Annotated in this window: 20 protein-coding genes; 7 read left to right on the top strand and 13 right to left on the bottom strand. The window is 50.5% G+C overall.

Going from position 1 to position 24,142, the window contains the following annotated elements:
* Window positions 1-274: 274 nt before the first annotated feature.
* The 4 genes from LPW40_RS10990 to LPW40_RS11005 all read right to left on the bottom strand — a co-directional run bounded on the left by LPW40_RS10990 (window position 275) and on the right by LPW40_RS11005 (window position 5,049).
* Entirely contained in the window at window positions 275-1,276 is a 1,002-nt protein-coding gene (locus tag LPW40_RS10990; protein WP_230822288.1) for an FUSC family protein, read from the bottom strand.
* Between the two features lie 110 nt (window positions 1,277-1,386).
* Window positions 1,387-2,127: an SDR family NAD(P)-dependent oxidoreductase gene (locus LPW40_RS10995; protein ID WP_230822289.1), complete on the bottom strand. Its 741-nt coding sequence runs from the start codon at window positions 2,125-2,127 to the stop codon at window positions 1,387-1,389.
* 44 nt (window positions 2,128-2,171) lie between these two features.
* Complete coding sequence (locus LPW40_RS11000; protein ID WP_230822290.1) at window positions 2,172-4,118, bottom strand: heavy metal translocating P-type ATPase; 1,947 nt, start codon at window positions 4,116-4,118, stop codon at window positions 2,172-2,174.
* 205 nt (window positions 4,119-4,323) lie between these two features.
* Entirely contained in the window at window positions 4,324-5,049 is a 726-nt protein-coding gene (locus tag LPW40_RS11005) for a type 1 glutamine amidotransferase (RefSeq protein WP_230822291.1), read from the bottom strand.
* A gap of 276 nt (window positions 5,050-5,325) precedes the next feature.
* On the opposite strand from LPW40_RS11005, the gene LPW40_RS11010 reads away from it, so the two are divergent.
* The gene (locus tag LPW40_RS11010) at window positions 5,326-7,107 is read left to right on the top strand and encodes an SLC13 family permease (protein WP_230822292.1); all 1,782 of its coding nucleotides are present in this window, start codon (window positions 5,326-5,328) and stop codon (window positions 7,105-7,107) included.
* A gap of 27 nt (window positions 7,108-7,134) precedes the next feature.
* On the opposite strand, the gene arsC is transcribed toward LPW40_RS11010, so the two are convergent.
* Genes arsC through LPW40_RS11025 form a run of 3 tightly spaced genes read right to left on the bottom strand, consistent with a single transcriptional unit; the run spans window position 7,135 to window position 9,155 of the window.
* Entirely contained in the window at window positions 7,135-7,533 is a 399-nt protein-coding gene (gene arsC / locus LPW40_RS11015; RefSeq protein WP_230822293.1) for an arsenate reductase (thioredoxin), read from the bottom strand.
* 15 nt (window positions 7,534-7,548) lie between these two features.
* On the bottom strand, window positions 7,549-8,838 hold the full coding sequence (arsB, locus tag LPW40_RS11020; RefSeq protein ID WP_230822294.1) for an arsenite efflux transporter membrane subunit ArsB: 1,290 nt from the start codon (window positions 8,836-8,838) through the stop codon (window positions 7,549-7,551).
* Complete coding sequence (locus LPW40_RS11025; protein WP_230822295.1) at window positions 8,835-9,155, bottom strand: ArsR/SmtB family transcription factor; 321 nt, start codon at window positions 9,153-9,155, stop codon at window positions 8,835-8,837. The genes arsB and LPW40_RS11025 overlap by 4 nt, the downstream gene beginning before the upstream one ends.
* A gap of 136 nt (window positions 9,156-9,291) precedes the next feature.
* On the opposite strand from LPW40_RS11025, the gene LPW40_RS11030 reads away from it, so the two are divergent.
* On the top strand, window positions 9,292-9,957 hold the full coding sequence (locus LPW40_RS11030) for a type 1 glutamine amidotransferase domain-containing protein (RefSeq protein ID WP_230822296.1): 666 nt from the start codon (window positions 9,292-9,294) through the stop codon (window positions 9,955-9,957).
* A gap of 205 nt (window positions 9,958-10,162) precedes the next feature.
* Here the strand turns inward: LPW40_RS11030 and LPW40_RS11035 are convergent, their stop codons facing one another.
* Window positions 10,163-11,506: a M20/M25/M40 family metallo-hydrolase gene (locus LPW40_RS11035; RefSeq protein WP_230822297.1), complete on the bottom strand. Its 1,344-nt coding sequence runs from the start codon at window positions 11,504-11,506 to the stop codon at window positions 10,163-10,165.
* Window positions 11,507-11,678: 172 nt separating this feature from the next.
* On the opposite strand from LPW40_RS11035, the gene LPW40_RS11040 reads away from it, so the two are divergent.
* From LPW40_RS11040 to LPW40_RS11055, 4 genes are read left to right on the top strand one after another with little or no spacing between them, the layout of a single operon-like run.
* Window positions 11,679-13,754, top strand: coding sequence for a hydantoinase/oxoprolinase family protein (locus tag LPW40_RS11040; protein WP_230822298.1), 2,076 nt, complete (start codon window positions 11,679-11,681; stop codon window positions 13,752-13,754).
* Window positions 13,747-15,417, top strand: coding sequence for a hydantoinase B/oxoprolinase family protein (locus LPW40_RS11045; protein WP_230822299.1), 1,671 nt, complete (start codon window positions 13,747-13,749; stop codon window positions 15,415-15,417). Before LPW40_RS11040 ends, LPW40_RS11045 begins: the two co-directional genes overlap by 8 nt.
* Window positions 15,418-15,443: 26 nt before the next feature.
* Window positions 15,444-15,590, top strand: a complete 147-nt coding sequence (locus LPW40_RS11050) for a hypothetical protein (RefSeq protein ID WP_230822300.1) — start codon at window positions 15,444-15,446, stop codon at window positions 15,588-15,590.
* A gap of 19 nt (window positions 15,591-15,609) precedes the next feature.
* Window positions 15,610-17,040 carry a sodium:solute symporter family protein gene (locus LPW40_RS11055; RefSeq protein ID WP_230822301.1) on the top strand — a complete coding sequence of 477 codons (1,431 nt, stop codon included), beginning with the start codon at window positions 15,610-15,612 and terminating at the stop codon, window positions 17,038-17,040.
* Between the two features lie 48 nt (window positions 17,041-17,088).
* Here the strand turns inward: LPW40_RS11055 and glnA are convergent, their stop codons facing one another.
* Complete coding sequence (gene glnA / locus LPW40_RS11060) at window positions 17,089-18,423, bottom strand: type I glutamate--ammonia ligase (protein ID WP_230822302.1); 1,335 nt, start codon at window positions 18,421-18,423, stop codon at window positions 17,089-17,091.
* Window positions 18,424-18,702: 279 nt separating this feature from the next.
* On the opposite strand from glnA, the gene LPW40_RS11065 reads away from it, so the two are divergent.
* Window positions 18,703-19,716, top strand: coding sequence for a YeiH family protein (locus LPW40_RS11065; protein ID WP_230822303.1), 1,014 nt, complete (start codon window positions 18,703-18,705; stop codon window positions 19,714-19,716).
* A 275-nt stretch (window positions 19,717-19,991) separates the two neighbouring features.
* On the opposite strand, the gene LPW40_RS11070 is transcribed toward LPW40_RS11065, so the two are convergent.
* Genes LPW40_RS11070 through LPW40_RS11085 form a run of 4 tightly spaced genes read right to left on the bottom strand, consistent with a single transcriptional unit; the run spans window position 19,992 to window position 24,141 of the window.
* Window positions 19,992-20,759, bottom strand: coding sequence for a putative hydro-lyase (locus LPW40_RS11070; RefSeq protein WP_230822304.1), 768 nt, complete (start codon window positions 20,757-20,759; stop codon window positions 19,992-19,994).
* Between the two features lie 18 nt (window positions 20,760-20,777).
* Window positions 20,778-21,992 carry an NRAMP family divalent metal transporter gene (locus tag LPW40_RS11075; RefSeq protein ID WP_230822305.1) on the bottom strand — a complete coding sequence of 405 codons (1,215 nt, stop codon included), beginning with the start codon at window positions 21,990-21,992 and terminating at the stop codon, window positions 20,778-20,780.
* Between the two features lie 30 nt (window positions 21,993-22,022).
* A complete protein-coding gene (locus tag LPW40_RS11080) occupies window positions 22,023-22,781 on the bottom strand; it encodes a LamB/YcsF family protein (RefSeq protein ID WP_230822306.1) in 759 nt (252 codons plus the stop codon).
* Between the two features lie 10 nt (window positions 22,782-22,791).
* Entirely contained in the window at window positions 22,792-24,141 is a 1,350-nt protein-coding gene (locus tag LPW40_RS11085; RefSeq protein WP_230822307.1) for an acetyl-CoA carboxylase biotin carboxylase subunit, read from the bottom strand.
* Window position 24,142: the final 1 nt, after the last annotated feature.

The raw sequence follows: 24,142 nt of genomic DNA on the forward strand, positions 1-24,142 counted from the left end.
TTATGCTGAATCTTGCGATTCCAGGTCTGTATTTCGCAACTTCCGGCGCTCTTCAGGCTGGACCTTGCGATTCTGCACCTGGATTTCGTAACTTCCGGCGCTGTTCAGGCTGGACCTTGCGATTCTGCACCCGGATTTCGTAACTTCCGGCGCTGTTCAGGCTGCACCTTGCGATTCTGCACCCGGATTTCGCAACTTCCGGCGCTCTTCAGGCTGCACCTTGCGATTCTGCACCCGGATTTCGCAACCTTTGCCACTTTTCAGGCCAACCGGCCTATACAGAGGCTTCCTTCTTGTTTGTGACCTCGGTCGTCCTGTCATGGTTGATCAATGTCCTGAATAGGATGATGATTTCATTGAGCACATGGGCTTTGAATATCTCATCTTCATCAAGCTCCAGTATGCATTCATGCAGTTCTTCAAGTACGGGGTGTTCAATATCCATCTCTGACATGTCCTCCTTGATGAGGGGCAGGACTTTCTCCATCACTTCCTGCTCTTTTGGGCTGAATTTCATTTTCAGGTTGCGGGGAATATATATCATGTTGCCGACATAGGTCAAATAGATTTTGACGAACTGCAGTTCTTTCCGGATGTCATTCAGATGCCGCAAACCTTCTTCATTCGAACGGTGATAGCTGTACTCATCATGCTGGTACTGAAGCAGCTGCTCGGCTTCCGCCATCGTCTTCTGTATTTCCTTATATTTTTTATCCGATTTTGCGGATTGGAGTTTCCCGTCGACCAATTCTTCCACGCGTCTGTGGAACAGCTGCTGTATGTCCTTTTTCGATGTCGTGGCGAGTGCTTTTATCCTGTCGATATATTCGGGCGGCAGGATGAGATAATTGATCACTGTGCTTGTGGTCAGCCCGATTGTGGTCGTCGCAAGCCTTGTGAGGAAATGATATGCATATTCATCCTGGATGGACGGAATCATAGCGACAGCCGTGATTGCTGCAACCAGTACGCCGTCGTAAAGCTTCAGCCGGTATGTAATCCATATGGTCAGGGTGGCGGCAAGCGCATAGGTCAGAGCCGTCTCACCAAAGAAATAAAGGGACATCACGGCAATGAACGCACCGATCACCGATGCCGGAAATCGTACATAAGCTTTTTTCAAAGAGGCTTTGGCAGTTGGTTCAATCGTGACTATCGCCGTGATCACCGCAAATATGGGTGACAGGTTGAGCCATATGCATATCAAGGCGGTGATGAATGTCGAAATGCCTGTCTTAATGATCCTTTCGCCGAATATTTTTTTAAATGAAAACATTATACCGACTTCTTTCTATGTAATCTTCTGATGATTATACCAAATATTCCGCCTTTAATGAATTTCAACAAAAAAAGACCGGGCCTGGGCCCGGTCATATGAGTATCCTGTTATTGTGCAGTGACACCGCCGTCTATGATGAGGCTGCTGCCGGTCATGAAGCTTGAATCATCGGATGCAAGGAAGAGGGCGGCTTTCGCCATTTCTTCAGCTTCACCTAGACGTTTCATCGGCGTCATTTCCCTCAACGGCTCTTTCTGCTCTTCAGGTATGATCGGTGTATCTATGAAGCCCGGGCATAATGCATTGACGCGGATGTTCTCCGCTGCATATTCGATGCCGAGCGATCTCGTCAAGTTCACAACACCGCCTTTTGCTGCGTTATATGCTGCCGATCCCGCTGCACCGATCCATCCGTACATTGAGGCTGTGTTGACGATGACGCCGCCGTTTTCCTGTTCGCGCATCTGCTTGATCGCGTTCTGAGCAAATAGGAATACACCGTCAAGGTCGACATTGACCGTCTTACGGTATTCTTCATAAGTCACTTCGTGCGTCGGCTTCGATGCACCGATTCCGGCATTGTTGAACAATACATCCACCCGGCCGAATTTCTCGATCGTTTTTGCGAAAACATTTTTTGCATCTTCTTCGCTTGTCACGTCAGCCTGGACGAATACCGCTTCGTAGCCTTTCCCTTCCAATTCAGACACGACTTCCTGACCTTTCGACTCATCAAGGTCGACCAGTACCAGTTTGGCGCCTTCCTCTGCAAACAGTTCGGCGGAAGCTTTGCCGATGCCTGAAATCCCGCCGGTGATCACTGTAACTTTATCCTGTAACTTTGCCATGAAATCTCTCCTTATGACTTTATTGTTTTCTCACATTCATCTTATCATGTCTCAGGTTCCATCCGGCCGGAAACGCTCACATCCCTCACGCCCTCACCGTGGATGCTGTCTTTGTAATTCAACAGTCTGAGGCCGTTCAATATGACGAGTATCGTTGACCCTTCATGTCCAAGTACACCGATCGGCAGGTTGATGACCTGAAGGATGTTTGCAAAGATCAGAAGCAGTACGACAGACAGGGCAAAGACGATATTGAAGACGATGATATTTTTCATCTTCCTTGACAGCCCGAGCGCAAAAGGTATCTGTTTCAGGTCATCCTGGACCAGCACGACATCCGCCATCTCCATTGCGATATCAGTGCCGCTGCCCATTGCGAAGCCCACATCGGCAAGTGCAAGCGCGGGTGCATCATTGATGCCGTCGCCGACCATACCGACCGTGCCGTATTTTTCACGCAGCTCTTCGAGCCGTTCCGTCTTTTCATCAGGCATATGGTTCGCATGCACTTCTTTGATGCCCACCTTCGCAGCGATATATTCGGCCGTTCGCTGGTTGTCGCCGCTGACCATGATGGTCTGGACCCCCATATTGTTCAACCTTTCGATCGCCATCCGGCTTTCCGGCTTAAGCCGGTCTTCCAGTGAGTAGTAGGCAAGGACTTCTTCATTCCTTGATACGAATATTACGGTGTTGCCCTGTTCTTCGAGCATTTCGGTCTTATGGGAGATGGCTGCACTGAGGCCGGCGTTTTCAGTAGCATATGTCCTCTTGCCGATTTTCCACACGTCACCATTGTGCGTGACTGCAAATCCTTTACCCGTAATATCGGCAATATCATCCACTTCTATTTTCGGTGTCTCTTCAAGATATCTCAGGATTGCATTTGCGATGGGATGTGTAGAGCCGAATTCAGCAGCTTTCACCACTTCATCCACCATGTCCCTCACATCTTCATTGACATAGGCGGCATCAACGACTTCAGGTTTCCCGACCGTCAACGTCCCGGTCTTATCAAAAATGATCGCTTTCAGCTGATTGACGTTATCGATGGCCTGGCCGCCCTTGAACACCATGCCTTTTTTGGCAGCCCTGCTGATCGCGGAAAGTGTCGCAGGAGCCGCACTCGCGACAAGCGCACATGGGGAAGCGACCGTGAGGAGGACCATCCCCCTGTAGAATGACTCTTCCATCGACCAGCCGAGGAAGATGTAGACAGCCAGGATAAAGAGCGGCACACCGAGCAGTACCGCTTTGACGTAAGTATCCTCGATTCCCTCGATGAAACCCGCGGTCCTGGAAGGCTTGGACTGGGCTTCGTCCACAAGCCGGACGATCTTGGAGAATAAAGTATCCTCATCCTCGACAGACACCTCAATATCAATCAGTTCCCCCTCATTGATGGTGCCTCCGATCACTTCTGCGCCTCTGGTCTTCTCAACAGGCACGGATTCCCCGGTCACGCTCGCTTCGTTTATCACTCCGAAGTCCGCGGCCAGTGTACCGTCGATCGGTATCGTCGCCCCGCGGGGAACCTGGAGAATATCTCCTATTTTCAGTTCTTTTGTCGGTACGACATCGATTCCGCCATCCGCATTGTATCTGCGGGCTTCCTCCGGGGTCAGATTCATCAGTTCGGATATCGCATTACGGCTTCTTTCCCGTGCCATGGCCTCCAGAGATCCGGCAAGGGAGAATATGAATATCAATAATGCAGCTTCCATCCAATAGCCGATCAAAGAGGCTCCGACAGCAGCAAGTATCATCAAAACATCGACATTCAGATGCTTATCACGCAACAGCTCTATCAGTCCTGATTTCGCACTGTAGTACCCGCCGATTAGAAAGGCAAAAATGAAGATGAGAGAAGCGGCGGCCTCCATGTTGTTCCACGTGAAAATCAAGCCCAGGACAATTAAAATGCCGCTGAAGACCGTGTTCGTAAGTTCCCTGTGATTATTGGCCCACTTGAAAATATTGATGATGATCACGCCTTTTTTAAAATGGTGTCCATTCCCGATTCACTTCAAGCGTACCATATTTTTGTAATTTTATACCGTCATTTTTTGACATTTTAAGCAATACTGAATGATGTATGATGCGTATTTAAAAATCGGTATCACTGCTGATCATCTTCTTTACAACCAATGAAAAAAGCCGGATCCTCTTTGGAATCCGGCTCTTATTCATTTTATATTAAACCTCATGTGCCTCGGGCACGGGCTGTTTGATCACAGCTTTGTAGTTTTCCATCAGGCTGTAGAGATACTTGCGTCCATCCTCAAACTTTTCATCATTGATGATCTGTTTTTCAGTCTGGACGAGCACTTCTTCTTCCGGTTCATAAATCTGGTCCTTGGCTAAAAATTCTTCGATGCCCACCGGGGTGATTTCCGGGTGGAACTGCACTGCAAGGATATTGTCGTTCACGACGAAGCCCTGGTTATTGCAGTTTTGATTGTAGTACACCTTTTCAGCACGCTCCGGAATGGAGAAGAAATCCTGATGGTGCTGGAAGAGGCGGATCTCAGCCGGCAGTCCTTTCAGCAATGGATGCTGTCTGGCTTCTTCCACTTCATATATGGTATGCCAGCCGATCTCCATATGCGCCATCCGCCGGACCTCGCCGCCGAGTGCCTGTGATAAGATTTGAGCACCCAAACAGATTGCGAGGATGCTCTGCTTCTCATCCACGAGTTTCCTCAACCACTCTTCCTCTTCGACCACAAAAGGGTAGTTTTCAGGGTCATATGCCGTCTGGCGTCCGCCCAGTACAACGAGCAGATCGAATGTTTCATCCACCGGCAGCGGTTCACCTTCATAAATTTTGGCAGTCTTCACTTCATAATCATTTTCATTCGCCCAGTCTTCGATATAACCCAGCGGTAAAAGCGGGTCATGCTGAATCACTTGTATGATCATTTAAATGCCTCCTTCTCTAATAGAACTCCTCCTTGAAAATAGCTCGAAATCATTTGATTCACGCTTGGTACGACACACTATAGTATAAATAGTAACCCCCGTCAATCGAATGAATCAGGTTTACTGCTTAAAGATCCGCATATATAATTTATTAACTATTACGCCAGCCGTTAAACAATTAAAATGGATTCTGATTATTTAGAATAAAAATACAAGCTGCCGGATTTCTGTGCTAAAATGTTCATATCAATCCATACTTGCAAAGGGGGCGGATCCATGACTCTGGAAATGGTCTTTGTGGCCGCTATGATTGCGCTCATGCTCATCTCACTGCTCTTTGAAGTCGCAAGGGCGGATTTCCTCGTGTTTTTATTTCTTGTGATTTTCCTGCTCAGCGGTGTGATATCCACCGAGCAGGCATTGAGCGGTTTTTCCAATGAGGGGATGCTGACTGTACTGCTGCTGTTCATCGTTGCAGGGGCGATACAAAAACACGGCATCATAGAGAATTTCATCTACAGGATACTCGGGGAGACGAAGTCGATGCGGGGCTCCATGGTGAAGCTCCTGCCGCCCATTTCACTTGTTTCAGCCTTTTTGAACAATACACCGATCGTCGTCACGCTGACGCCGATACTCCGGAACTGGGCGAGGAACAACGGTTACGCTCCCTCCAAAATATTGATCCCATTATCCTATGCGACAATCCTGGGCGGTACGATCACACTGATTGGTACATCCACGAACCTGATTGTACACGGTCTCTTGATCAACGCAGGCGTGGAAGGTTTCTCATTCTTCACTTTGAGCATTGTCGGTGTGCCCATCGCCATTGTCGGCCTCATTTACATTCTGACCATCGGGTATAAAATATTGCCGGATAATTTAGGCGCAGAGGATACGATCCGTAAAGAGGCGAAGGAGTTCTTGGCCGAAGCGACGATCCAGGACAGCTTTGAACATATTAATGAGACGATCCTCGCCGCTTCAAAAAACTCCTTTGAAGGCGTTTATATCATTGAAATTATCAGGGAAGACGGAGAAAGGGTGGAGCCGGTGGAAGCTTCGACATACATCAGGAAAGGCGACCATATCATCTTCTCCGCTTCGCTCAACAGGATTGCAGTCATTGAAAAGCTTAAAGGCATATCACTCGAAACCGGAACGGATAAAAGTCTGGATGTGCTGCAAAATGAAAATCACCACCTGGTTGAAGCGGTGATTTCACATAACTCGAGCCTGGTCGGCAAGACGATCAGGGACTCGGAATTCAGATCCACTCATGAGGCGGGTGTCATTGCCGTCCACCGCAACAATCAGCGCATCAACAGCCGGGTCGGCGACATCATATTGAGGCCGGGGGACACCCTGCTGCTGCTCGCTGACGATGAATTCGTACAGCGTCATCAGCACTCCCAGGACTTTTATGTCGTATATACCGTCAACCCGCCGGAACAGCTCAAGCAGAATAACCTGAAAGGATTTTTGGCACTCGGACTTTTACTGGTCATGATCCTGTCGGTGACTTTAGGGTTCCTGTCGATGTTCGAAGCCATGCTGATTGCAGTCATCCTGCTCGTAGTCACGCGCCTGATCAATTGGCGGGAGATACTGGATTACATTCAATTTGACGTTCTCCTGCTGATTGCCAGCGCCTTCGCCATCGGTGCGGCAATGACCGAGTCCGGGCTTGCACAGTTCCTTGCGGAGAACATGCTGGTACTCGCACAGCCGCTCGGCATCATAGGGGTCGTTTTCATCATTTATATCGCTACGAACATATTCACCGAGCTCATCACCAACAGTGCTGCTGCAGTATTGATGTTCCCAATCGCTTTTGAGATGGCGGATCAGCTCAATGTGGATTATATGGGCTTCATCGTGACGATTGCCGTCGCTGCTTCATGCAGTTTCATCACACCGATCGGTTACCAGACAAACCTGATCGTCTACGGGCCCGGCGGTTACAAATTCAGTGACTATATCAAGATCGGCGCACCGCTCGTCCTGCTCACCATGGTGACGACCTCAACCATCGTCTATCTCGTATGGTTTTAATGATCTGCAGCAAAAAAGGACTTTCTTTTAGAAAGTCCTTTTGTATTCCCTGATCCTACCGCCGATTTCATCCCGCACCCTCTGGAATTCCGTCCAGTCCTTGCCTGCCGGATCATCGAACGGCCAGTGTTCTTTATCCACACCTTGAGGGATCACCGGGCAGTTTTCATCAGCGTCGCTGCACAATGTCACGACCAGGTCCGAGCGTCTTAAAATGTCATGGTCTATCAGATCAGAAGTCTGGTCCGAGATGTCGATATCCACTTCAGCCATCGCCTCGACCGCTTTCGGGTTCACCCCGTGTGTCTCGATTCCGGCGGAGTAGACTTCAAAATCTTCACCGAGTATCTCTTTCCCCCAGCCTTCCGCCATCTGCGAACGGCATGAATTCCCGGTACATATGAAATAAATCACTTTTTTATCCAATTACAGCACCTCCATTTAAATTAAAAGCAGTGTCAGGTACAGCCCGAGCAGTGTGAATATGAGTACAGGTATGGTGATGACGATACCCACTTTGAAATAAACACCCCACGGAATCTTCATGCCTTTCTGTGCGAGCACATGCAGCCACAAGAGAGTCGCAAGAGATCCGATCGGTGTGATCTTCGGCCCGAGATCGGCACCGACGATATTCGCATAAATCAGCCCTTCTTTCAAGATGCCGTCGACACCCGACTGTTCGATCGCGATGGCATCGATCATCACCGTTGGCATGTTGTTCATGATGGACGAGAGGATTGCCGCTATAAAGCCCATCCCCATTACTGCAGCAAATAATCCCTGGCCGGCCACGTAGACCAGCACGTCAGCGAGCAGGTCCGTAATGCCTGCATTCCTCAAACCGAAGACGACGATATACATGCCGAGTGAAAAGACGACGATATTCCACGGGGCGCCTTTAATGACCGCACCCGTGTTCACCGCCTGAGATTTCCTTGCCAGCAGTAAAAATGCGATGGCAATTGCTCCTGCGATGAATGATACAGGCACCGCCACGAATTCGCTCGCAAGATAACCGACAAGGAGTATCCCGAGGATCACCCAGGAAATCCTGAACAGTTTCAAATCCTTGATCGCTTCGGAAGGCTCCGCAAGCTTCCCTTCATCGAATTTCCTCGGTATTGAATTCCTGAAGTATATGAGCAGGACGATGATGCTCGCAGTGAGTGAGAAGATATTCGGTATGAACATCCTGCTCATGTATTCCAGGAACCCGATGTCAAAGAAGTCCGCCGAGACGATATTGACAAGGTTACTTACGATCAGGGGCAGTGAAGTCGTATCCGCAATGAATCCGCTTGCCATTACAAAGGGGAAGACCACCTTCTCCTCAAACTTCAGGTTGCGCACCATCGCAAGGACGATCGGTGTCAGGATCAGGGCAGCACCGTCATTGGCGAAGAACGCCGCGACCACTGCCCCGAGTAAAGATATGTATACGAACATTTTAATGCCGTTGCCTTTGCTCGCCTTCACCATATGCCGTGCAGACCATTCAAAAAATCCGATTTCATCCAGTATTAATGAAATGATGATGACAGCGACAAAAGTCAGCGTCGCATTCCATACGATGTCCGCAACTTCGATGACATCACTGAATGATACGACCCCGGTGATGATTGCAAGTACCGCACCGATTGTCGCCGTGATGCCGATGTCGAGCCCTCTCGGCTGCCAGATGATGAATACTAATGTGGCGATGAAAATCGCTATTGCAAGAATTGTCATGATGCACACTCACCTTTTTTCATGCTTCTGCACACACATTCCGTATTATCCTGTGCAATCAGGCCGAGATAATCACCGGCCACCTTCAGCGCTTCACTGTTAAGTTTATACATCTTTTTATTGCCGTCTTTCCTGTAAGTGATCAGCTCATTATCATGCAGCACTTTCATATGATGGCTCAATGTCGGCTGTGAAAAATCGAAGTGCTCAAGCAGGTCGCATGCACACAGTTCCCCGCAGGACAATAAGTCCAGTATTTCCAGACGATTTTCATCCGCAATCACTTTCAATACATTGCTCAATTCTTTATAAGTCATAGTGTCTCTCCTCCTAAGATAGATTAACATCTATATAGATAACCGTCTATATATTTTTCGGTGAAAAACAGATTTAATTGAAGATTATTACCACACGCTTTAGGGTAGATTAATGAAAAGGAGAGTGGTTATCAATATGAGTAAATCTGTACTTATAGTGGTTACTAGCCATGATACAATCGCAGGAGACAAGGACAAGCCAACAGGTTTATGGCTGTCCGAAGCAGCAGAGCCTTACATCGCTTTTCAGGGTGCCGGATTCAAAGTCGATATCGCTTCGACGAAAGGCGGCAGCGTCCCCATAGATCCGAATTCTGTCGATGATGACAGTGCACCGAGATTCAGTGAAGTGACGAGACTGCTCCAAAATACTGAACGTATCAAAGATGTGGTTTATGAAAGATATGATGCGATATTCTTTGCAGGCGGACACGGGGCGATGTTCGACTTCCCGGGTGACCCGGATATACAGAACATCATTGCATATTACAAGGATGACGGCAGAATCATCAGTGCGGTGTGCCACGGTCCCGCGGCATTCGCCGATGCGAAGACGAAAGACGGTAAGTTCCTTGTGGACGGCATCAAAATTACAGGATTCACGAACGAAGAGGAAGAAGCGATGAATCTGACTGAAGAAATGCCGTTCTTATTACAATCCAAACTGGCCTCGAATGGCGCCGGATTCGTCGAAGGCGCCCCGATGGAGGAAAACGTGGTCACAAGCGCGAATTTCGTGACCGGACAGAATCCTGCTTCAGCCCAAGGTGTTGCAGAAGCAGTGATCAATAGATTGAAGTAGATTGAAGAAAGGGAGCATGGACTTTATCCATGCTCCGTTTTTTTTATTAATTTTTGTATGATGGGAAGCAGCCCGTACCCGGCGATGGGCTGTTAAACCTCCAACAGACCGTCCCGGATCGGACGATGAACCGTTAAACCTCCAACAGACCGTCCCGGACCGCACGATAAACCGTTAAGTCTTCAGCCAACCGGCGCCATATTTCTTATAGCTCATTCAATGCATCGATCACCATGCATGTGCTTTTAATACCGTTATAAAAGTTTTCAACGATGAGGTTTTCATTTGGTGAATGGTTGGCCTCGTCGGCATTGGCGTAAGGGACGACGACGGATGGGGCACCGAGTATCTTCGTCCAAACGGCATCCGGGAGGCTGCCGCCCATGCTGGGCTGGATATATGCCTTCTTTCCGAATCCCTTTTCAACCGCCCGGCGCAGGGGTTCTATGTACGGATGCTCCGCCGATGTCCGTGATGGATGCATCATGCCGATGCGCTTCATCTTCACACCGGGTGCATGTTTTTCAACGTGCGCCTCCAGCAGTTCATATATCCTCTCCGGGTCCTGATCCATGACGAGCCGCATATCCAATTTCAGTTTCGCAGTCGACGGGATGATCGTCTTCGCACCTTCGCCGCCGTAACCGCTCACCAGCCCTGATATGTTCAAAACGGGTTCAAAGCAGAGTTTTTGGTAATATTCCTCCTTCGTCATTTCCAGGGAATCATCACCGATCTCTTTCCTGATTTCCTCAAGATCGAAAGGCAGCTGCATCAGCAATTCCTTTTCAAGATCGGTCGGCGGTTTCACTTCATCATAGAAGCCGTCGATTAAAATCCGCCCGTCCGCATCTTTCATCGTCCCCAGCAGATGCACAAGCTCCCACACAGGATTGCGGGCAATGTTCCCTTTATTTCCAGAATGGTTGTCGAATACCGAACCTTCGGCATTCAACTCCACATACAGCATGCCCCGAACGCCAAGCAGTATATAGGGATGCCCGTTTGAGAGCATCGGTCCATCCGAGGTGTAGACGAGGTCCGCCTTCAGCTTATCTTTATATTTGTGAATAAAGGGCCCGAGGTTCCTGCTGCCGATCTCCTCCTCGCCTTCGATGATGAATTTGATGTTGATCGGCGTATTACCATGAGCTTCCATATAAGTCCTGAAAGCGAGAATCTGTGCCATGAACTGTCCCTTATTGTCTCCGACACCGCGGGCGTAAATCCTCCCGTTGCGGATCACCGGCTCAAACGGTTCCGAATCCCATTCTTCTACAGGATCGGGCGGCTGAACATCATAATGGCCGTAGATGAGCAAGGTCATGGCGTCTTCCGAGACGATATGTTCCCCGTAGACGACCGGATGGTGCGCACCCCTTATGACTTCCACATGGCCGACCCCTGCTTCCGACATCTTTTCCGCCACCAGTTCCGCGCATTCCTCAATACCGTCGTTTTCAGCACTGATGCTCTTCTGCCTGATGACTTCAAAAAGTGATTCAAGATAATTTTCCCTGTTCCGTTCAATGATTGCTTTGTAATCCATAATATCCCCCTTGGTGTCCTGTTTTCTTATGGACTATATTAACACTAATTCCGTCGGTTTTCCCTTTAATACTTATAGTTAAAAAGCGTACAGGCATTTTACATAAAACATCATAAATGGTATGTTTTTTATGAATTAGGAATATTCTTTCAAAAGACGAAGGGGGAGCTTCATGAAGTATAGAATAGGTGTCGACACCGGAGGGACTTTCACCGATGTTGCGTTGATCGCTGAAGGGACCGGCGACATTCTGGTCACAAAAGTCCCGTCCACACCGCACAACAGCGCAATCGGCGTGATGGACGGCGTCAAACAGATATTATCGGAAAATGAAATTTCCGCAGATGATGTATCGTTCTTCACGCACGGTTCCACAGTCGCAACGAATACGCTGCTTGAAAGTAAAGGTGCAAAAACCGCCCTGATCACGACCAGGGGATTCAGGGATATTTTGGAGATCGGACGGCAGACGCGTCCTGATTTGTACAATTTCAGGGCACGCCGCCCAGAGCCGTTGATCCCGAGGAATTTACGATGGGAAATAGATGAAAGGATCGATGCCCGGGGTGAAATCGTCAAAGATTTCGACAGGGAAGATATCGATGAGCTGATTGATATGGTTAAAGAACACGAAATCGAATCCCTGGTCATCTGCCTGATCAACTCATTTTTAAACAGTGATAATGAAGTGAAATTGAAAGAGATGCTGAAGGAGGAGTTCCCGGACTTGTCCATCACCATTTCAGCGGAAATACTGCCGGAAATCAAAGAGTATGAGCGCACAAGCACCGTCGCCGTCAACGGCTACGTCATGCCCAAGATGAATTTCTATCTGAGGGATCTGGAGAATTCCCTGCAGGATTACGGCATCAAGAGCGATCTTTATATCATGCAGAGCAACGGCGGCATCATCACGACGGATACAGCCGTCGAACAGCCGGTGAGGACCGTACTCTCAGGACCGGCAGGCGGCGTGATTTCAGGCACGGACGTTTCTTCCCAGACCGGCATCGGCAACCTCATCACAATTGATATGGGCGGTACAAGCCTCGATGCTGCATTGATCGAGACAGGGGAGCCGCAGTATACGACCAACAGCCGGATCAATGATTTTCCGATCAACGTGCCGATGGTCGAGATGCATACGATCGGTTCCGGCGGCGGCAGCATCGCATGGATCGATTCCGGCGGTGCGTTGAGGGTCGGACCCCACAGTGCCGGTGCTGACCCGGGTCCCGTCTGTTACGACAGGGGCGGGACGGAACCGACGGTTTCCGATGCCAACGCGATTCTTGGACGGTTGAACCCCGATTCGATTCTCGGCGGGAAAATGAAGATGAACCTTGAAGGTGCCAGGAAAGCCGTGAAAGAAAAGATTGCAGAACCGCTCGGCTTATCGGTCGAGGAGGCCGCCGAGGGCATATTGAAAGTCGTCAATGCCAACATGGTGAGGGGCATCCGTGTCATATCGGTGGAAAAAGGGCATGATACGCGGGACTTTTCCCTCCTTGCATTCGGCGGTGCCGGGCCGCTTCATGCCGTCGACATTGCACAGGAACTGGAAAGCAAAAATGTGATCGTCCCGCCGAGCCCGGGCATCAATTGTGCCACAGGCATGCTGATAGCGGATGTGCGGCATGATTATGTGAGTTCATTCATATCCACTACAACAAACACCGATTACGATAAATTGAACCAGTCACTGAAAGTGCTCGAGGACGAGGCACGGGCAGCATTGAAGCGGCAGGGATTTGATGAAGACCATACACAAATCAACCACAGCATCGACCTCAGATACGTCGGCCAGGCCTACGACATCAATGTGGCACTCGGCAGTGCAGAAGTCGATGCAGAGACGCTTAAGAATGCGATCCGTGACTTCCATGACATACACGAGAAAATCTACGGTTTCAGCCGCCGGGAGGAGAGCCTCGAGACTGTGAACGTGCGCGTCTCTTCATTCGGCCTGATTGAAAAGCTTGAAAGCAAAAGGCTCGGGGAAGGAAGCGGCGCAGAAGTGACGCATACAACCCGCGACGTTTATTTTGACGGAGAGTTCCATGAGGCCAAAATCTACCAGCGTTCCGATTTGTATATGGGTTACGAGTTTGAAGGGCCGGCGATCATCGAACAGCTGGATTCGACGGCGGTCATACGCCCGGGCCAGAATGTCAGGGTCGACACTTTCGGCAACCTGATCATTGAGAACACCGATACTGCACATAAGGAGGATGATATGGATGGCTAAAATAGACGGCATCACCTTGGAAGTCATGAAGAATTCATTTTATACGATTGCAGAAGAAATGGGTGTCACACTCATCAAAACGGCGCTTTCAACGAACATCAAGGATCGTGTCGACTGTTCGACGGCACTCTACACAAAAGACGGGGAACTTGTCGCACAGGCAGAGCACGTACCGCTCCATCTCGGCCTCATGCCTTCGGTCGTGAAAGAAGTGCTTAAAATGTTCCCGGAAGAAGATTTGAAGCCGGGTGATGCGATCCTGATCAACGATCCCTACATCAGCGGCTCCCATCTGCCCGACATATTCATGGTCAGCCCGATTTTCCATGAAGGGAAATTGATCGCGATTGCTTCGAACGTCGCCCATCATGTCGACGTCGGCGGTCTGGCACCCGGGAGCATGTCGGTGAAAGCGACGGAAATCTTCCAGGAAGGGCTGCGCCTTTCAGGTGTGAGGGTCAGGAAAGAAGGGGCGCTCGACACAGAAATCATCCGCCTCCTCAAATCCAATGTCCGCACCGGAGATGAAGTCCTGGGTGACATATACGCCCAGCTCGCTGCAAATTCGGTGGCCGAGCAGCGCCTGAAGGATCTGATCGATAAATACTCACTTGAGCATATTTTCAACAGCATGGAGGAAATCATCAACTACTCGGACAGGCGCATGCGTGCTGCTGTCAAGGAAGTGCCGGACGGGGAGTATGAATTTGAGGACGTGCTTGAAGGGGACGGCATCACCGAAGATGATATCCTTGTCAGGACGAAGGTCATCGTGCACGGGGATGAAATTACTGTCGACTTCACCGGGACGAACCCGCAGACGACGGGTCCGATGAATTCTACCATCGGTGTGACGAGCGCATGCGTATACTACGCCATCAAGTCGCTTCTGGAACCGGATGTGCCCCCGAATGCGGGCACTTATAAATGTTTGAATATAGTGGCACCCGAGGGCACGATCGTCAATCCGAAATTCCCGGCCCCCGTTTCGAACGCCAACCTGAATACCTCCCAGAGGATCGCAGACACCATCTTCGGTGCAATGGCAGACGTGCTGCCTGAACGTTCGATGGCTGCATGTTCCGGTACGATGACAGGCTTCTCAATAGGCGGATACAACCAGGAAGAGGAGAAATACTTCTCGTATGTGGAGACATACGGCGGAGGACAGGGCGCCCTTGATGATATCGACGGGATGGACGGTGTCCACACCAACATGACCAACACATTGAACACTCCTGTCGAAGTCATTGAACAGAGCTTCCCGTTTACCGTGAAGAATTACTGTTACATCGACGGCAGCGGCGGGCCGGGCAGGCACCGCGGCGGTACAGGGCTGCAGCGTGAAATCCAGATGCTTGAAGACGGATTCTCCTTCACACTGACAGCCGACCGTGCAAAATATCAGCCATGGGGCCTTTTCGGCGGCGAAGGCGGCCAGACGTCACAGTGCACACTCTTCACCAGTGACGGTGAGGAGATAAAGATCAAATCAAAAGAGACGAGAACCGTTCAAAAAGGCGATTCCATCCGTCTGCAGACTGCCGGAGGCGGCGGTTACGGCGACCCGAAGGAAAGAAGCAGGGAAGCTGTAGAACGGGATATCGCGCTCTGCTTCATTTCAGAAGAGCAGGCGGAAAAAGAGTACAGCTATAAAAAATGATGCACATATTAAAGGGGGACTGGGTTATGGAAAAATATGAACATAAGCGTGAATATTTTGATGAAATGGATGAGGTCAAGTCACCCGCCGGGAAGGTCATCGGACTCGCAGTGGCGGTCCATCTCGTTGCCCTGGTGTATGTATTCATATGGCAGGCCGTATTGACAATTTAAATAAACAGGGGAGGAAGCCATGGCTTTAACTATATTTATCATCTACTTCGGCGGGTTGTTGATCGCCGGGCCCTTATCAGCAAAGTTGATGAAGAAGAAAGACTCGAGTGATTATATACTCGCCGGCCGTTCGGTGCCCACGTGGCTCGTGACCGGCGGGATCGTCGCCACACTGATCAACTCGGCCACCCTGCTTGGTTACGGCGGGAGCGGTTATTCTCTTGGAATCACGGCATACTTCTCGGCCATGGGATTCGTTGCGATATTGATATGGGTCGGTTACTACTTCATACCAAGGCTCCGGAGGGCCGGCATCGTCACCATTCCGGAACTGTTTTCGAGGATGTTCGGCTGGCAGCATAAAGTCGTTTCCGTACTGCTGGTGATGGCGAGGGATATGGGCGTCACTGCGGGAGCCGCGATCGGGATGGCTGTGGTCCTTGGCACAGTCTTTGACATCTCCATCGATCTTGCGCTTGTCATCACGGTGTTCGTCACTTTATTCTTCACGGTCACCGGGGGCATGTGGGCGGTGATGATCACCGATACCATCCAGTCGGTCATACTTCTGATCGGCACGACGATCATGATACCTCTCGCCATCGCTTACGTCGGAGGCTGGGAGACCCTGGTCAATGCCATCCCTGAAACCCATTCCGACATGTGGTTTGCAGGCGGGCCGCAGATTGTCGGCTGGGTGCTGCTCGGCGCATTGACGACTCTGGCATACCAGACTCTGATCCAGCGCGGGCTGTCGGCGGAATCCGATAAAGCCGCAAGGGACGGTTTCGTCTATGCCGGCATCATCACGATCATCTGGTATATGGTCCCTTTCTTCATAGGGACGATCGCGGTGGTCATTTTCCCGGATATTGCACCGGATGATGCTTTCCTGAGCCTGACACAGCTCTTTGGAGCGGTCGGCAGCCTGTTGTTTGCGGTGATCATCGTATCATCATGTATTTCAACGTTGTCGTCCACCGTGCTCACCACATCATCCAATATTGCCAATGATATTTATAAGCAGTGGATCAACAGGAACGCATCAGAGAAGAGCGTCGTACTTGTATCGAGGATTTCCGTCGTCGTGGTTGCGATCACGGGTGCGCTCATTGCACGTTCCCTGCCTTATATCCTTGAGCTTCTGTTAACCGGCGGCCGCATCATGGCATCATCATTATCGCCGGTACTGCTCGCAATCGTCTTCTGGAAGCGTGCAAGAAGGGCATATTACAGCACAATCACTGCAATGCTGCTCGGGGCGGCGACCACTATCACGATGGTCATCCTCGGCAATCAGCTGGGGACGGAAGACGGCGGAGTCGTCTTCGTCTGGGCGGTCGATCCGGTATTGATCGGCATACCGGTCACTGTGCTGACGCTGGTCATCGGCACTTTCATTGAAACGAGAGGATGGAAGGACCCGGATAAAGCGGCTGCAGCTGAATGATGAAACAAAAAAGCAAACCTGCGTGGGTGCAGGTTTGCTTTTAATTTTTTAGTAATTACCCAGGTACTCCTCAATTTCCCAATTGGTGATCTGGGCACTGTAGTCTTTCCATTCAAATGTCTTATTTTCGACGAAGTGTTCATAGATGTGTTCACCAAGGGCGTCTTTGATCACTTCATCCTCCCTCAGTGCTTTCAACGCTGTATACAAAGTGGTCGGAAGGTCTTCAACATCTTCAGCCTGACGTTCTTTCTGCGTCATTTCATAAATGTTTTCATTGACCGGGGTGGTTAAGTCCTTCTTCTGCCTGATGCCGTCGAGGCCTGCACCCAGGATCACAGCAGTCGCGAGATAAGGGTTTGCGGATGGGTCTAGGGACCTCACTTCAGCCCGTGTGCCTGCTCCGCGGCTTGACGGTATCCTTAAGAGCGGTGTCCGGTTGCGTCCGCTCCAGGCGATATACCTTGGCGCTTCGAATCCGGAAGCGAGCCTCTTATAGGAGTTGACCAGCGGGTTGCATATTGCAGTATATCCTCTGGCATGGTCCAGAAGTCCGGCCATGAAGCATCTCATTTCTTCGCTCAGACCGAAGTCATCATTTTTGTCATAAAATACATTTTCCCCGTCACGGAATAAAGAGACATTGTAATGCATGCCGCTGCCCGGCTGTTTATATAAGGGTTTCGGCATGAATGTCGCATGCAGGTCATACTGCCTTGCGATCGTCTTCGCCACCAGCTTGAACGTCTGCAGGGCATCGCTCGCCTGGAGTGCATCCATATATTTGAAGCTGATCTCATGCTGGCCGGGACCGACTTCATGGTGGCTCATTTCCACTTCAAACCCCATCTTATCAAGGGCTCTTGTGATTTCCCTTCTGCACCGGCCGCTCGTATCCGTGATATCGAGGTCGAAATAGCCGCTGTAATCATTCGGCTCGGTCGTGTAATCACGGTTTTTATCCAATTTGAAGAAGAAGAATTCCGGCTCTGGACCAAGATGCATCTTATCATAACCCATCTCTTCCATTTCCTTAATCATTCTCTTAAGGTTGGATCTCGGATCCCCTTCAAAAGGCTCACCGTCAATACCGTAGATGTCACAGATCAGACGCGCAGTCTTATCGATGCCGTCGGTCCATGGAAGGACGACCCACGTATCCAGATCCGGCTTCAAATACATGTCGGATTCCTCCACCCGTACAAAGCCTTCAATGGAAGAGCCATCAAACATGATTTCACCGTCCATCGCCTTCTCCAGCTGGCTCACCGGCAGCTCCAGATTTTTTATGGCTCCCAACACATCCGTGAATTGCAGTCGGACATACTGGATACCATCCTCTTCAACACTTTTAAGAATATCCTCTCGTGAATATTCACTCATTGCGTCAAACACGCTCCTTAAAGTTCTTTTTATGAATACACATCATTTGAACAATACATATCCTTATATTTCAATATAACCTCGGTACAAACATTTAAACGTATATTTTGACATTAAAGGGAAAATAGAAGATTAAATCACCCCTTCTGCGTGACGAAATTCTAAAAAACTCAAAAGTCTGTCCTGAAATTTTCCCGGCCGGATTGAAGGCAGGTGCCTGTCTGATGTGGTAAAATATAAAAATCTGCATCAATAATATCAATCAGACGGGGTGAAAATATGAATGGTTCAGAAAACGGCCTGAGCCCGGGAGCAAAATGGGTCATCGGGATCGGCATCACATTCATCATGGCCATTGCCGGATATATTTTAGCCATGATTCCAGGCTTCTCCCTTATAGGACCTCTCGGCAGTGCCATCATCGTCGCAATCGTATACCGCCAGATCTTCGGTTTTCCTTATGCTTTCACCAGCGGCATCACCTTTTCATCGAAAAAATTGCTCCGCGTGGCCATCATACTGTACGGTCTGCGCCTGAACATCAACGTCATCCTTGGCGAAGGACTGGAGTTTCTGATCAAAGATACGATCATCATTGCATTTGCCGTTCTCGGGATGATCGCTCTCGCCCGTTTGTTCAAAGCCGATTTCAAACTCTCCCTGCTGCTCGGGGTGGGGACAGGCGTGTGCGGCGCAGCAGCCATCGCGGCAGTCGCGCCCATCATAAAAGCGAAGGACGAGGACACCGGCATCAGTGTCGGCATCATCGCACTCATCGGCACGATTTTCTCGATCGGTTACATATTCATGCGCCCGATGCTCGACATTTCCAATACGGATTACGGCGCATGGGCGGGCATGAGCCTGCATGAACTGGCCCATGTGGCACTTGCTGCGGCGCCTGCTGGGAACAATGCGCTGGCGATCGCACTGCTTGCCAAACTCGGCCGTGTCCTGCTGCTGATCCCGTTATGCTTCATCATCATCTATTTCGTGAGGCGCCATCAGAAAAAATCAGCGCCGGACGGCGTCACCGTCCAGTTCCCATGGTTCCTGCTCGGGTTCATTTTGATGAGTCTCGTCAACACATACATAATCGGACCGGTGATCTTCATTCCTGAAGCGGTGATTGAAAATGTCTATGACTTGTCGACATTCCTGCTGACGATGGCGATGGTCGGCCTTGGACTGAATGTCAGCCTGAAGGATCTGCGCACCAAGGCTTTCAGACCGCTTATGGCGATGATCATCGTCTCCGTCGCTTTATCCGCACTCGCTTTCATGATGATTTAAAGAGTGGCGCCTGCTTTGCAGGTGCCACATTTTTTGTATTCAGGAGCTTTTTATTGCCGGCCCGTCATTAATCCGATCACAGCCTTCACTTCCAGCCCTTCAAATCGGATTGTGAATCGAATTCCGATTTGGGGGCCCACTATGGAAGCTTCAAATCGGTTAAGGCGCCCGTTTACGATTTACATTGCGATTTCAGCCGCTTCAGATCGTTTTCCGGATCAAATTCCGATTTCCACTCCAATTCTGCTGCCGTCAAATCGGAATGCCAATAAACTTCACTCCTTATAATCTTCATTGTTGATGTCCGTGATGAACATATGCCCCGGCAGATGGGTGATCATGATGTCCGGCTTTGCATTCAACGCCACATTCTGCGGCGTCACCCCGCATGCCCAGAACACGGGCACTTCATCGTCTGCGATATCAATGGGATCCCCGTAATCCGGGTCTTCCATATTCGCAATGCCGATCTCCCCCGGATTCCCGACGTGGACCGGACCGCCGTGCATATCCGGAAACTGTTCCGTGATTGCGATGACATCATCCACATCTTCTTTTTTGAAGGGCCGCATCGACACGACGGCACGTCCGTGAAACTTCCCGGCCGGTTCTGCAGGAATGTCCGTTTTGTACATCGCGACATTCCTGCCTTCCCTGATATGCTTGATGTCGATGCCGCTGTCCATGATTGCCTGTTCGAATGTGAAGCTGCAGCCGATCAGGAACGTCACGAAATCCTCCTGCCAGTATGACTTCACCTCATCGACCGTCTCGATGAGCTCCCCGTATCTGTATATATTATATTTCGGCACGTCCGTCCTGACATCCGACCCCTTGGCATGCAAACTTTCATAGCGCCCGTCTTCAAGCACTTCTATGATGGGCACGGCTTTTTTATTCCTCACTGCGAACAGCAGGAAGTCGAAGGCATATTTCCTGGGTAATACGACCAGGTTAGCCTGGACTTTATCCCCGGCTATGCCGGAGGTCGTACCCTGATGTTTGCCGCTTCTGATACGTTCGCGGATTATTGATGCATCCATTTGATCACCTCATTTTAATTAACCTGTCCAAAGTTCTGCCAGACCGCCGAGGGACATGACACCGATGATTGCTGTCGCGAGCACTGCGATGATTCCCCATATGATCATCCATGTCGGATGGCGGTAGTCGCCGACGATTTTCTTCTTCCTTGAAGCCAGCAGCACAGCACCGAGCGTCAGCGGAAGGATCAGTCCGTTGAAAGCACCCGCCAGGATCAGCAGCGTGACCGGACGTCCGACGAATGTGAACACCAGTGTGGAGAATACGATGAATATTACGATGACGGTGTTATTATGTTTATCAAAGAAATCATGGAAAGACCTTAGGAATGAAGCACTTGTATATGCTGCACCAATAACGGAAGACAGCGCCGCCGCAAGCAGGACCACACCGAATACCTGCATGCCGATGTCCCCGAGAGCGAACTGGAAGACCGAGGCCGGCGGATTCTCCTCACTCAACACCGCACCCTGGGAAAGTACACCAAGTACCGCCAGGAATAAAAGAACCCTCATAACGCCGGTCGTCAATATCCCGTAATTCGCCGCGTGGCTGACGAACCTGACGTTCTCCTTGCCTGTCATACCGGCTTCAATCAGCCTGTGGGCACCGGCGAATGTGATGTAGCCGCCGACCGTGCCCCCGACAATGGTCACAATCGGTATGAACATCGCCAGCGGCTCTTCAGGCACGAATGTCCTGTAAGCCGCTTCCGCGTATGGCGGATTTGACTGGATCATGACATAGGCCGTGATGATGATCATCAAGGCACCGAGTACCTGCGTCACGACATCCATGACGGTCCGGCCATTCTTCACAAGGAAGATGAAGATAGCGAATGCGCCGGCAATCGCTGCACCGATCCGGACATCCAGGCCGAATATCGCATTGAAACCGAGACCCGCCCCTGCAACGTTGCCGATGTTAAAGGCAAGGCCGCCGAGTACGATGAAGAATGCAACCACGTAACCGAGCCCCGGTGCCACTTCGTTCGCGACGACCTGGCCGCGCTTGCCCGAAACGCTCAGCACCCTCCAGATGTTCAACTGGGCGCCGATGTCGATGATGATGGAGATGACGATCGCGAAGGCGAAACTCGCGAGAAATTGCTCTGTGAAAACCGTCGTCTGAGTCAGGAATGCCGGTCCGATCGCCGAAGTCGCCATAAGGAATATCGAACCGAACATCAGCCTGCGCTGGGCCATTGTGATTTTTGGCTTTTCTTTATCCATGTTTTCGTCCCCCTTGTTTTGAAAAGGCAGTTACATCGTTTCTATGGTGATATCACTCTCCTCGAAAGCATTGCGGATTTCCCTGATGAACTCCAGCGCATTTTCCCCGTCCCCGTGGACACAGATGCTGTCCGCCTGAATATCGATCATATTGCCGTTGATGCTTTCAACCTTGCCTTCCTTAATCATCTTCACGACACGTGCGACCGCTTCGTCCGTATCCGTGATCATCGCACCTTCCTTCCGCCTCGAGACGAGTGTGCCGTCATCTTCATACGCACGGTCTGCAAAAACTTCATGCCTCACTTCAAGCCCTGCTTCCATCCCCGCCTTGACCAGGTTCTGGTTGCTGAGCCCCATCAGCTTAAGTTTCGGGTCATACGCCTTCACGGCCTCAGCAATCGTCACTGCCAAATCGTAATCCTGAAAAGTCGCGTTATACAATGCACCGTGGGGTTTGACATGGTTCAGCTTCAGGCCGTAGGTTTTTGCGATGCCTTCCAGCGCACCGATCTGATAAAGCATGATCGCGCGCACTTCTTCCGCCGTCATATCCATGTAACGCCTGCCGAAGCCCATCATGTCCGGGAACCCCGGATGGGCACCGAGGCCGGTGCTGCCGCTTTTCTTGATCATCTCCACCGTTTTGATCATCACGCTCGGATCACTCGCATGGAATCCGCATGCCACATTTGCAGATGATATCAAAGGAATGATCGCTTCATCATTCCCGATCGTATAGTTGCCGTAGCTCTCCCCGAGGTCTGCGTTCAAATCCACTTTATACATGATCATCCTCCTAGTCTTCAATGATTTCATTACGCGTCAAAAACTTGATGTCCACCACATTGTCAATATAATCCGGATGCTGCATGAGGTAATACTGGAAGTCGAGGTTCGTCTTCAAGGGGCCGATGACCGTCTCTTCCAGCACATGGGTCATTTTATTGATCGCCTCCGCCCTGTCATCTCCGCTCACAATCACTTTTGCGATCATGGAATCGTAATTCGGCGGGATGTGGTAGCCCGGGTAGACTGCCGTATCGACACGGACGTTCCGTCCGAGCGCAAAATGAAGTGTATCCACCGGGCCGGGGGAGGGCATGAACTTCTTCTCCGGATCTTCAGCATTGATCCGCGTCTCGATCGCAAAGCCATTGACCGTAATCTCCTCCTGGCTCACATTCAATTCGTTGAATAAAGCCACTTCCACCTGAAGGCGGACGATGTCTATCCCCGTAATCGTTTCCGTGACGGTATGCTCCACCTGGATGCGGGTGTTCATCTCTATGAAATGAAATGCATCCTCTTCCTCCACGTAGAGGTATTCGACCGTGCCGGCACCCCCGTACTCGAGTTTCGCAATTGCATCCCGCGTCGTTTCCGTGATGTATTTACGGGATTCCTCAGAGAGTATATGCGCAGGAGCTTCTTCAATCAGCTTCTGGTTGTTCCGCTGGATCGAGCAGTCCCTTTCGTAAAGGTGGACGGCATCACCTTTGCCGTCACCGACGACCTGCACTTCGATATGCCTTGCTTTCGGGATATAGCGCTCCACGTAGATCCTGTCATCGTCGAATGCGTTCTTCGCCTCCTTCTTCGCTTCCTTGAAGCTCTTCTCAAGCGATGACTCATCATGGACGAACCGCATGCCTTTCCCGCCGCCCCCGGAAACCGCCTTGATGACGACGGGATAATCGATCGTCTCGATGACTGCCTTCACTTCATCGAGCGTCTCCACCGGGCCGTCGCTCCCGGGTATGACGGGCACTCCCGCTTCCTTCATCGTCGAGCGCGCCTCCGCCTTATCACCCATCTTCTGCATCATCTCCGAAGTCGGGCCGATGAAGATGATGCCCTGTTCCTCACAGCGCCTCGCGAACTCCGGCGTCTCCGATAAGAAGCCGTAACCGGGGTGGATGGCATCAGCACCGCTGATTTCTGCAGCTGCAAGTATGCTGTCTATGTTCAAATAACTCTCACTGCTCTTCGCAGGGCCGATGCAGTATGCCTCATCCGCAAGCGCCGCATGGAGGCTGTCCTTATCTGCAACGGAGTAGACGGCGACGCTCGCTATCCCCATCTCCTTCAATGTCCTGATGATTCTTACGGCAATCTCACCGCGGTTTGCAATCAACACCTTCTTCATG

It is taken from the genome of Salinicoccus halitifaciens, from assembly GCF_021026095.1.
GTDB classification, from domain to species: domain Bacteria; phylum Bacillota; class Bacilli; order Staphylococcales; family Salinicoccaceae; genus Lacicoccus; species Lacicoccus halitifaciens.

Coding starts and splice junctions, on each gene's coding strand:
- LPW40_RS10990 (WP_230822288.1), bottom strand. CDS start 1,276: ATGTTTTCATTTAAAAAAATATTCGGCGAAAGGATCATTAAGACAGGC.
- glnA (WP_230822302.1), bottom strand. CDS start 18,423: ATGAGTGAATATTCACGAGAGGATATTCTTAAAAGTGTTGAAGAGGAT.
- LPW40_RS11070 (WP_230822304.1), bottom strand. CDS start 20,759: ATGGATGCATCAATAATCCGCGAACGTATCAGAAGCGGCAAACATCAG.
- LPW40_RS11080 (WP_230822306.1), bottom strand. CDS start 22,781: ATGTATAAAGTGGATTTGAACGCAGACCTCGGGGAGAGCTACGGCAAC.
- arsB (WP_230822294.1), bottom strand. CDS start 8,838: ATGACAATTCTTGCAATAGCGATTTTCATCGCCACATTAGTATTCATC.
- LPW40_RS11085 (WP_230822307.1), bottom strand. CDS start 24,141: ATGAAGAAGGTGTTGATTGCAAACCGCGGTGAGATTGCCGTAAGAATC.
- LPW40_RS10995 (WP_230822289.1), bottom strand. CDS start 2,127: ATGGCAAAGTTACAGGATAAAGTTACAGTGATCACCGGCGGGATTTCA.
- LPW40_RS11075 (WP_230822305.1), bottom strand. CDS start 21,992: ATGGATAAAGAAAAGCCAAAAATCACAATGGCCCAGCGCAGGCTGATG.
- LPW40_RS11065 (WP_230822303.1), top strand. CDS start 18,703: ATGAATGGTTCAGAAAACGGCCTGAGCCCGGGAGCAAAATGGGTCATC.
- LPW40_RS11025 (WP_230822295.1), bottom strand. CDS start 9,155: ATGACTTATAAAGAATTGAGCAATGTATTGAAAGTGATTGCGGATGAA.
- LPW40_RS11055 (WP_230822301.1), top strand. CDS start 15,610: ATGGCTTTAACTATATTTATCATCTACTTCGGCGGGTTGTTGATCGCC.
- LPW40_RS11045 (WP_230822299.1), top strand. CDS start 13,747: ATGGCTAAAATAGACGGCATCACCTTGGAAGTCATGAAGAATTCATTT.
- LPW40_RS11050 (WP_230822300.1), top strand. CDS start 15,444: ATGGAAAAATATGAACATAAGCGTGAATATTTTGATGAAATGGATGAG.
- LPW40_RS11010 (WP_230822292.1), top strand. CDS start 5,326: ATGACTCTGGAAATGGTCTTTGTGGCCGCTATGATTGCGCTCATGCTC.
- LPW40_RS11040 (WP_230822298.1), top strand. CDS start 11,679: ATGAAGTATAGAATAGGTGTCGACACCGGAGGGACTTTCACCGATGTT.
- LPW40_RS11030 (WP_230822296.1), top strand. CDS start 9,292: ATGAGTAAATCTGTACTTATAGTGGTTACTAGCCATGATACAATCGCA.
- LPW40_RS11005 (WP_230822291.1), bottom strand. CDS start 5,049: ATGATCATACAAGTGATTCAGCATGACCCGCTTTTACCGCTGGGTTAT.
- LPW40_RS11035 (WP_230822297.1), bottom strand. CDS start 11,506: ATGGATTACAAAGCAATCATTGAACGGAACAGGGAAAATTATCTTGAA.